The organism is Enterococcus sp. E4-150, from assembly GCF_035726465.1.
Lineage (GTDB): Bacteria > Bacillota > Bacilli > Lactobacillales > Enterococcaceae > Enterococcus_B > Enterococcus_B faecium.
Genome location: NZ_JAPRGK010000016.1, coordinates 25,365 through 32,079 on the forward strand (window position 1 = coordinate 25,365; position 6,715 = coordinate 32,079).

General features: G+C 34.6%; 11 protein-coding genes and 2 pseudogenes. 12 read left to right on the forward strand and 1 reads right to left on the reverse strand.

The window, feature by feature from the left end; genetic code table 11:
* The first annotated feature begins 21 nt into the window (after window positions 1-21).
* The 11 genes and pseudogenes from OZ002_RS11475 (at window position 22) to OZ002_RS11525 (ending at window position 5,965) form a co-directional block, all read left to right on the forward strand.
* Complete coding sequence (locus OZ002_RS11475; RefSeq protein ID WP_002391671.1) at window positions 22-798, forward strand: phage antirepressor KilAC domain-containing protein; 777 nt, start codon at window positions 22-24, stop codon at window positions 796-798.
* 2 nt (window positions 799-800) lie between these two features.
* On the forward strand, window positions 801-1,013 hold the full coding sequence (locus OZ002_RS11480; protein ID WP_002391672.1) for a helix-turn-helix domain-containing protein: 213 nt from the start codon (window positions 801-803) through the stop codon (window positions 1,011-1,013).
* A complete protein-coding gene (locus tag OZ002_RS11485) occupies window positions 991-1,275 on the forward strand; it encodes a hypothetical protein (protein ID WP_002330305.1) in 285 nt (94 codons plus the stop codon). The genes OZ002_RS11480 and OZ002_RS11485 overlap by 23 nt, the downstream gene beginning before the upstream one ends.
* A gap of 20 nt (window positions 1,276-1,295) precedes the next feature.
* Entirely contained in the window at window positions 1,296-1,484 is a 189-nt protein-coding gene (locus tag OZ002_RS11490) for a hypothetical protein (RefSeq protein ID WP_002391673.1), read from the forward strand.
* Window positions 1,485-1,622: 138 nt separating this feature from the next.
* A complete protein-coding gene (locus OZ002_RS11495) occupies window positions 1,623-1,751 on the forward strand; it encodes a hypothetical protein (RefSeq protein WP_002301527.1) in 129 nt (42 codons plus the stop codon).
* A gap of 55 nt (window positions 1,752-1,806) precedes the next feature.
* Window positions 1,807-2,148, forward strand: coding sequence for a hypothetical protein (locus OZ002_RS11500; RefSeq protein ID WP_002391674.1), 342 nt, complete (start codon window positions 1,807-1,809; stop codon window positions 2,146-2,148).
* On the forward strand, window positions 2,141-2,875 hold the full coding sequence (locus OZ002_RS11505) for a Sak single strand annealing protein (protein ID WP_156249178.1): 735 nt from the start codon (window positions 2,141-2,143) through the stop codon (window positions 2,873-2,875). The genes OZ002_RS11500 and OZ002_RS11505 overlap by 8 nt, the downstream gene beginning before the upstream one ends.
* A gap of 5 nt (window positions 2,876-2,880) precedes the next feature.
* Window positions 2,881-3,459, forward strand: a pseudogene (locus OZ002_RS11510) (putative HNHc nuclease); the annotation flags it as partial.
* A 389-nt stretch (window positions 3,460-3,848) separates the two neighbouring features.
* Complete coding sequence (locus tag OZ002_RS11515) at window positions 3,849-4,268, forward strand: phage holin family protein (protein WP_002332083.1); 420 nt, start codon at window positions 3,849-3,851, stop codon at window positions 4,266-4,268.
* Window positions 4,265-5,283 (forward strand): annotated as a pseudogene (locus OZ002_RS11520) (peptidoglycan recognition protein family protein). Before OZ002_RS11515 ends, OZ002_RS11520 begins: the two are co-directional and overlap by 4 nt.
* 250 nt (window positions 5,284-5,533) lie before the next feature.
* Window positions 5,534-5,965, forward strand: a complete 432-nt coding sequence (locus OZ002_RS11525; RefSeq protein ID WP_002308843.1) for a DUF4231 domain-containing protein — start codon at window positions 5,534-5,536, stop codon at window positions 5,963-5,965.
* A gap of 231 nt (window positions 5,966-6,196) precedes the next feature.
* Here OZ002_RS11525 and OZ002_RS11530 read toward each other — a convergent pair whose 3' ends face one another.
* Window positions 6,197-6,454: a hypothetical protein gene (locus tag OZ002_RS11530; protein WP_156249177.1), complete on the reverse strand. Its 258-nt coding sequence runs from the start codon at window positions 6,452-6,454 to the stop codon at window positions 6,197-6,199.
* A 162-nt stretch (window positions 6,455-6,616) separates the two neighbouring features.
* Between OZ002_RS11530 and OZ002_RS11535 the strand changes: the two genes are divergently transcribed.
* Window positions 6,617-6,715: linear amide C-N hydrolase (locus tag OZ002_RS11535; protein ID WP_325083366.1), on the forward strand; the 99-nt coding region annotated here is incomplete at its 3' end.

The following is a 6,715-nucleotide window of genomic DNA, read 5'->3' on the forward strand; positions in this document are numbered from 1 at the left end:
CAAAGAAAGGAATGAGCAAAAATGAACACACCGCAAATTTTTAGTTTCGAACAAAACGAAGTTCGGACAATTTTAGTAAATGATGAACCATATTTTGTAGGTAAAGACGTTGCAAGTGTTTTGGGTTATTCAAACACTAAAGATGCTTTGTCGCGGCATGTAGATTTGGAAGATAAGATGGGGTCGCGAATCACGACCTCAGGTCAATCGAGAGAGATGACGATTATCAACGAATCAGGGCTATATAGTTTAATCCTTAAATCTAAACTCTCAAATGCCAAGAAATTCAAACGTTGGGTAACAAGCGAAGTGTTGCCAGCAATTAGAAAACATGGAGGTTATCTAACTCCAGAAAAAGTAGAAGAAGCTTTGCTTAATCCAGATACAATCATTCAATTAGCAACTAAATTGAAAGAAGAACGTACTGGGAGATTAATTGCAGAACAAAAGATTGCAGAATACGAACCCAAAATTTCATATTTAGATAGCATATTATCTTCTACGGATTCAGTAACAATTAGCCAGGTTGCAGCAGATTATGGGATGTCTCCACAACAGATGAACAAACTACTTCATAAACTAGGTATTCAGAAAAAAGTAGGCAACCAATGGTTATTATGCAAGAAACATATGAGACAAGGATATACAAAATCTCATACAACTGAGATTCCGAAATCTGATGGTGGAACAAAAGTTGTGATGAATACTAAATGGACTCAAAAAGGACGTCTATTTATCTATGAATTACTAAAAAAAGAAGGATATCTTCCAGAAATTGATCTATTAGAGGAGAGATAGTTATGTCGCAGGACTTCATTTTAAAAATACGTGTGGCGTTAGCTACGCATAATAAGAACCAAGCTTGGTTAGCTAAAAAGATTGATATTTCAACAGCTTATATGTCGGATATTATGAATGGACGTAGAAAACCAGATAAACAAATCAAGCCAATTGAGGCAGTGCTAGCAGAATTAGAAAAGGAGAAAAAACATGCAAATAACAATTCCAGATAATTTAGTAGTTTCCGAATTAACTACACAGATCACGAATGCAGTGCTTAATTCTTTGGAAGAACGATTACACCTTATGAATAAATCAGTGGAGCTTCCTCCATATCCAAACAAATCAGAGGTAAAAAAAGTTTTAGGCATTGGTGATGACAAATTAACACATTGGATAAACCTAGGCTTAAAAACACAGCAGTGGAGTAAGTTAGACATCAGAATTGAACGATCGGAGCTCCAAAGATTTTTGAAAGAAAACTTTGAGTTTTAAAGGCAAAGGAGAATGATTTTATGTCCTACACATTGCAACAAGAACATCAAATTCTCGGTTTGATTAAACAACGCAGGAAACAATTACAAGATGACCGTGCAGCGCTTAGAAAAGCCGATGAGCTATCAGATAGACAAGCTGAACTAATTGCTTCTGAACTTGAGGATTTGAGAATGCTAGAAATAAAAAATAGGGAGATTAAATTATGAAGAAGACAGACACACTTTTTATAGGATTCATTTTGGGGTTATTAGTGATTGTAGCGCACCAAAGTATTATCGGGGGAAGCTTGTTCGCAGCATTGATGGTTTTAATCAATCTGCTTGATTCAAAAGAAAGGAGCAACTATGGCACGAGAAGAAGCGCTAAAAATCGGTAAAGTAATTGCTGATAATTGGTGGGCAAATAGCCGTCCTATTATTTTAAGCAAGCAACATATCGAAAAGCAAAAAGCATGGCAACAAATAAAAAAGTGACTCCGCCGGCAAGCATAGAGTCACAAAGAAAATACATCTAAGGAGATTTTAACATATGGAAAATGAACTTTCCACTCTAGATCAATATTTGACTGATCCTAGTTGGGGCAAATCGAATGTCAAGGAAACAAATAATCGAAAAATCAGACGTAATCTTCTGACAGATGAAGAACTAGCATGTGATCAAGATGATTTGGGCAATTTTGTGAGCATTTGGGATCATGTTTACCTTATTCATCTATCAAAACATTCAAACAAACCTGAATACATTTATATCATCGAAGATGGCTTGACTGATGCATTAGAAGAGTACGACAGAGATAACTTGATTGATATCTCTTATTACGGACCAGGTAAGAAATACATTGCTGAAATGGAGGCAGAATTTGATGAGTGAAGAAACGAAACGCAACGATAACAAATTATTCAATAGCCTGTACAAGATAACCGTCAATGATGTTGTCGAAAAAAGAAACAAACTAACTTATCTGTCCTGGGCATGGGCGTGGGCAGAAGTCAGCAAAATCTGCGAAGAAGTAGACTACGAAATCTATCGTGATCCAGAAACGCATCGTCCATACCTCTTTGATGAAAAAACAGGCTATATGGTTTTTACCAGTATCACAGTCAACGGAGTAAAGCGTGACATGTGGTTACCAGTCATGGATGGTGCAAATAAGGCAATGAAAGATGAGCCATATACTTACGAAGTCAATGATTATCAGTGGAATAACGAAACGAAGAAAAAAGAGATTGTTGGAAAAATCGAAAAGCGAGTTGAAGCAGCAACTATGTTTGATATCAATAAAACAATCATGCGCTGTCTTGTAAAAAATCTAGCAATGTTTGGGCTAGGGCTATATATATTTGCTGGCGAAGATATGCCAGAAGATGTCTCGATGCTTGAACCAGCTACTCAAAGAAGCAAAAAGCTATTCTTGGATGCTTTACAACTGGTTGCTAACAAGTACGAAAAATCAATTGATGAAGCAATTGTTGCATTGACTGATGCGGCTTCTATAACCGCTGATGACAGTAAATGGACCAAGAGAGACTTGGGCATTCTAAAACGAGGCGTTAATTGGCTTGAAGATCAGTACAGAGAAGAAACAAAAGAGAAGTGATATGAGTGTTTAAACCATTAATCGATTCATATTCAGCGGTTCTGAAAAAGTTCAAAGGAAAAGACATAGGCGCAACCATCAATGAAGAAGTGAATATCGAACGTTTGAAGGCGATGTACGACGGATATGATGGCGATCGAGTCATTGAAATTCGTTTTATTGATCCTAGACGTTTCACAGTACAGCAACGAAACTTCATCTATGCACTCATAGGCGATATTTTCATCGATACAGGCATGCCAACGGACTTCTGGAAGGAATTCTTCTACTTCCGTTTTGAAGGCGTCACAGGGCGCAAAATAAGCCTCAAAGACGAATCGAATACAACTGTGAGTGATGCTAACGTCTTAGCAAATATCATCTTAGATTTCATCTTTGAACATCATATTCCTTTCAAAGAAGGCTATGAGATTTTACCAGCGAATCAAGAGTATTACTTCTACAAATGCATTACAAAAAGAGTCTGCTGCATCTGTGGCAAAACAGGAGCTGACATCGATCACTTTGACAAAGCGCTAGGAAGACGAAAGCGCAAAGAAGTTGTTCATTCAGAGTACACATTTGCAGCACTTTGCAGAATCCATCAAAATGGTTCTGACATCGAAACATTTAAAGCGAACTTAGACACGATGATTCAAACGGTGTCGACCATTGGAAATAAGAAACCAAAAATTATTTTAGTTACGACTTGGAATCAGGGAGACAAAGCTATTCCGTTTGATAAAGCTATCAAAGAAGCGGGTAAAAAATATGATTTACCAGTAGCTGACATTTCAAATATTTGGAAAGACAGTTCTACCAAAGGGCCAGAAGGTGTACAAACATTTAAAGGCTTAAGTGACAATTGGCATCCAAATGACGAAGGAATGCAAAGGATAGCTGAGAAAATATACGATGTATCTGAAAACACATTAAAATAAAATGCAAAGCGTACTCAAACGAGTGCGCTTTTTGTATAAAGGAGATATGGATAGTGGAAAAATATTTAAACACACTTTCAGTAATGACTGGGGTGATAGGCGGGACAATTGTTGGTTTACTGGGAGGAATGGACAATATACTACATGTTCTAATTTTTCTTGTGGGTGTGGACTTCTTGACTGGACTTGCGAAGGCATGGAAATTAAAAGAAGTAAGTAGCGAGGTCGGTTTCGAAGGATTATTGAAGAAAGTTTTAATCTTCGTGGTGATTGCCGTTACAGTTGAAGCACAGAAAATCGTTGGAAACTCTATACCTCTAAGAGAAATAGTTATTATGTTCTATGTCGCAAATGAAGGGATCAGTTTTTTAGAAAACATTTCGGTATTCCTTCCGCTACCCGATAAGTTAAAAGAAGTATTTCAACAAATACGAAATGATACTGAAAACAAAGATCAAGGAGGAAACAAATGAAAAAGAAAATTACTATTACTGCGATGAGCCTGTTAACGGCTCTTTTTTTATTGCCAATTAATGGTTTTGCTTATGCGATCAATAATGAATTTAATTTGGGCGCAAATGAAGGTAGCTCACAAATAGCAAATAATCAGTACATTTTACTGCATGAAACGGCTAATGAAACAGCAACAGGACGCAATGAAGCGCAGTATATGCAACGTTCATGGACTAGTGCTTACACTGCTTACATTGTGGGAGACGGCGGAATTGTTTATCAAGTCGATCAACCTGGTTATGTGCAGTACGGTGCTGGTTCGTATGCTAATGCTAACAGTCCTGTGCAGATTGAGTTACAGCACACACATGATAAAGCAACTTTTGAAAAGAACTATAAAGCATACGTTGAATTGGCTAGAGATTCAGCAATAAAATATGGTATTCCATTAACATTGGACACTCCTTATAACCAACCAGGAATTAAATCACATTTATGGGTAACACAAAATATTTGGGTGATCATACAGATCCTTACGGTTATCTTTCTGAAATGGGCGTAAGTAAAGAAAAATTAGCATATGATTTAGCTCATGGATTTACCGATGAAAATCCGACAACTTCAGATGATAAACCAGTCATTGATCCAACTAGAGCAGGTGCAGCAAATCCTACGCTGACAGACGGAACAAATTACGCTCACATTGATCAGTTCGGAGAAATCGAAAACGCAAACTTGCATGTAGCAGGATGGCACATTGCTAATTATAAATACGAGTATATTTTCATTATGGACTACAATACTGGAAAAGAACTAGCTAGAGTAAGAGCTGATGGGATTTATAGACCAGACGTAAATCAAGCTTATAATACTTTAGGAAATGTTGGCTATCATGTATCTTTCAATATGCGTGATTTCCCTAATAAGAAAGTATACGTCATGATGCGTGCGACAAATGATCCAGAAGGAAATACTAAGGGTGGAGCACAAGATTTTCATGACAAGCGTTGGTATTTAAATATTCCACAACGATAAAAAATTCCCCCCTCTTTGAGGGGCGGTACATAAAAATTTATTATTTAGATTCTATAAACATGTGCAACTTATCTAACAACAAAGTATATATTCTACAGAAGTAAACAAATAGCTTATATTTTAGGATGTACACAAATTGACAAGTATAATAAAACTTTGATAAAATACAAATGTTTTTTTATTTTTATGTGTGATTAGTTAGAACTTACTTAAATCCTATTATAATATTTTTGTTAATGATTTTAATAAAATGATTGGAGAGAAAATGATGGATCAAAAAGCGTTTATCGAATCTATTGATTCTACAATCGATAGATTAAAAAAAGAAATTCGATTTTATAATAGAGTAATTGGTATCGGAAATATTATAAAAATAGTCTTATCAGCTAGTATCCCAATATTAATTGATCAGGCTTCCGAACACAGGTCTTTACTATTGATTGTTTCAATTGCTTCAGCAATAATTACAATTATACAAAGTGGGATGTCTGCATTTAATTATCAAGATAAAGTACAGACTTCGACAGAGTTATTAATGAAAATTGAAAAAGAAAAGTTGTTATATATAACGAAAACATCCCCATATAATAAAACAGATGAAGAAAATTTCCATTTAATCGTTACAACCCTTCAAACTGAATTAATTGATATTATCTCTGATTTTAATCAAGTTAATAACTAAAAATTTATTTAATTAGAAAGTAGTGCAGATAATACTAATTGTACAATTAAGAAAAGAGATAAGACTTTACATTCCTAAAAAAATGTAAAGTCTTATCTCTTTTCTTAATGCTATAAATTCATAATAACATTATGGACAATAAATTTAAAATTTATTCAGACTGTAGACAAACTCCTAAATTTAGAGTGTTGTTTGCAGTCTGACGACTCAAAAATGAGTCGTATAAATCAATTATAGTAATAAGTCATTGATTTCTTTAAATTCTTTATCAAGTTCTTTTTCATCATATTTTTCATATTCATCAGCTTCATGAAGAACTTTTTTAATTTCATGAATAGCCTTTCGTTCAACTAACCATTTTTTTAGGTTATGTTTTTTTTCTGGATTTTCAGATAACGTATCAAGTTCGTCTAACTCTTTATCCAGTTTATTGACAACAGAAACAATTTTGTTTACAACTTTTTCTTCTTTGTTTTCTAAATTTGACATTTATCTTCACGTCCTTTTTATTTGATAATTTAAGTATAGAACTTTGATATAGTTTATACAAATAGAAACGCTTCTTCGTGTATTCTGTGATTTTCTTTTGAAATGAGGAAAACTTTGGAGTAAAATGAACGTGGACAGAACAATATTTAGGAGGAATAAACTATGTGTACGTCTATTACTTATGTAACAAGTGATCATTATTTTGGAAGGAATTTTGATTATGAAATATCTTACAATGAAGTAGTCACTGTTACTCCAAGA

Bases quoted from the DNA above. Each gene is read 5' to 3' on its own strand.
- OZ002_RS11475 (WP_002391671.1), top strand. From the start codon at position 22: ATGAACACACCGCAAATTTTTAGTTTCGAACAAAACGAAGTTCGGACA.
- OZ002_RS11480 (WP_002391672.1), top strand. From the start codon at position 801: ATGTCGCAGGACTTCATTTTAAAAATACGTGTGGCGTTAGCTACGCAT.
- OZ002_RS11485 (WP_002330305.1), top strand. From the start codon at position 991: ATGCAAATAACAATTCCAGATAATTTAGTAGTTTCCGAATTAACTACA.
- OZ002_RS11490 (WP_002391673.1), top strand. From the start codon at position 1,296: ATGTCCTACACATTGCAACAAGAACATCAAATTCTCGGTTTGATTAAA.
- OZ002_RS11495 (WP_002301527.1), top strand. From the start codon at position 1,623: ATGGCACGAGAAGAAGCGCTAAAAATCGGTAAAGTAATTGCTGATAAT.
- OZ002_RS11500 (WP_002391674.1), top strand. From the start codon at position 1,807: ATGGAAAATGAACTTTCCACTCTAGATCAATATTTGACTGATCCTAGT.
- OZ002_RS11505 (WP_156249178.1), top strand. From the start codon at position 2,141: ATGAGTGAAGAAACGAAACGCAACGATAACAAATTATTCAATAGCCTG.
- OZ002_RS11525 (WP_002308843.1), top strand. From the start codon at position 5,534: ATGATTGGAGAGAAAATGATGGATCAAAAAGCGTTTATCGAATCTATT.
- OZ002_RS11530 (WP_156249177.1), bottom strand. From the start codon at position 6,454: ATGTCAAATTTAGAAAACAAAGAAGAAAAAGTTGTAAACAAAATTGTT.